The following is a 1,848-nucleotide window of genomic DNA, read 5'->3' as shown; positions in this document are numbered from 1 at the left end:
ACGACCTGGGGCGCAACCACGCAAGCGATCCTGGAACTGCGGGAGTTCCTGGAGCGTGAACGGGTCACTGCCGTGGTGATGGAAGCGACCAGCGATTACTGGAAGCCCTTCTTCTATCTGTTTGAGGAGACGCTGCCGGTGATGCTGGTCAATGCCAAGGCCGCCCGTAATATCCCGGGACGCAAAACTGATGTTTCGGATGCGGCGTGGTTGGCGCAGTTGGCCGCTTACGGACTTCTAAGGGGTTCTTTCGTTCCACCCGAGCCGATCCGGGAGCTCCGGGACCTGACCCGGGCCCGTGCTATCGCCGGCCGGGACAGGACCCGTGAGATCCAGCGGCTTGAGAAGTTTCTGGAGAGCTCGGGAATCAAGCTCTCCTCGGTGGTTTCAGACCTGGTAGGGATCTCGTCCAGAGAGATGCTTGAGGCCTTGATCAGCGGAGAACGGGGGGTGTCAAGTTTTCTGTGTAAGGGACCGGTCGGTTGTCCGGTCTGCCGGGTGGTCAGATCGGAAGTCGGTTGGGGAATTGAACGGCGAAAGCGTTCAGTGCCTGGTGCCAGCCTTGGGTGCCGGTTCCGAGTTCACCGCCGCGGGTCGTTTCGATGTTTCTGATCCCGAGGTAGACCAGCTTGATCGCGGCCTCGTCGGAAGGAAATGAGCCCCGCGTTTTGGTGATCTTCCGCAGCTGGTAGTTGATCGATTCGATCTGGTTCGTGGTGTAGATGACTTTGCGGATCTCCGGGGTGAAGGCCAGGAACGGGGTGAAGTCTTCCCAGGCGTTCCGCCAGGCCAGCACCGCCCCGGGAGCCGTGGCCTGCCAGGTTTCCGCGAAGGCCTCCATTGCCAGTTCGGCCGCCTGCACGGTCGGTGCGGTGTAGATCGGGCGCATGTCCCGGGCCATGGCTTTGCGGGCGCCGTAGGAGGCGTATTTCATGGCCGATCGCAGCAGGTGCACGACGCAGGTCTGCACGACGGTCTGGGGGTAGATGCTGTTCACCGCTGCCGGCAGCCCGGTGAGCCCGTCACAGCACAGGATCAGGATGTCGGCGGCTCCGCGGTTGCGGATTTCGGTGAGCACGTTGGCCCAGAACTTCGCCCCTTCGCTGGTGCCCAGCCACAGGCCCAGGACCTGCTTGCGGCCCTCCACGTCAACGCCCACGGCCACGTGGCAGGCCTTGTTCACCACCACGCCGCCGTCCCGGATTTTCAGCCAGATCGCGTCGATGTAGACGATCGGATACACGGACTCCAGCGGCCGGTTCTGCCACTGGGCGACCTCATCGGCAATCACGTCCGTCACCCTCGAAATCGTCGCGGCGGAGACCTTGGTCCCGTAGATTTCATCGAGGTGGGAACCGATATCCCGGGTGCTCATCCCGCGGGCGTAGAGTGACAGGATCATGTCCTCGACCTTGCCCAACCGGCGGGCCCGCTTGGGCACGATGACCGGTTCGAAGGAGCTGTTCCGGTCCCGTGGCACGGTGACCTGAACAGGCCCCTGGAGGGTCTGAACGCTCTTGGTTGTCTTGCCGTTGCGGGAGTTGCCCGTGCCCTGCCCTGCGGGGTCCCCGGACTCGTAGCCGAGGTGGTCGCTCATCTCCGTTTCCAGGGCCCGTTCCAGGACCGCGCGGGTCATCCGGGCAAGGAGTTCCTCAACACCGTTGCGGCCCTCTCCGAGGTCCTCCGCAGCCGTGACGAGCGCGTCGATCTGATCGGCGCTCAAAACGCCTTCAAGGGGGTTAGTGGTCATACTGATTTCGGCCAAGAGGGCCCGTCCTTTCAGGGGTGAAACCGCAGGTCACACCCTAGTTAGAGACCGGACCCTTACACACTCAATGAAACACCCTC

General features: G+C 62.9%; 1 protein-coding gene and 1 pseudogene. One reads left to right on the top strand and one right to left on the bottom strand.

Annotated features, from left to right (window positions below; genetic code table 11):
* A pseudogene (locus tag OCL88_RS21000) lies at positions 1-444 on the top strand (IS110 family transposase); the annotation flags it as partial.
* 58 nt (positions 445-502) lie between these two features.
* Here OCL88_RS21000 and OCL88_RS20995 read toward each other — a convergent pair.
* The gene (locus OCL88_RS20995) at positions 503-1,750 is read right to left on the bottom strand and encodes an IS256 family transposase (RefSeq protein ID WP_021474838.1); all 1,248 of its coding nucleotides are present in this window, start codon (positions 1,748-1,750) and stop codon (positions 503-505) included.
* Between the last annotated feature and the right edge of the window lie 98 nt (positions 1,751-1,848).

Source organism: Paenarthrobacter sp. PAE-2, assembly GCF_026013155.1.
Taxonomy (GTDB): Bacteria; Actinomycetota; Actinomycetes; order Actinomycetales; family Micrococcaceae; genus Arthrobacter; species Arthrobacter ureafaciens.
This window is presented reverse-complemented; position numbering and strand designations above follow the sequence as displayed.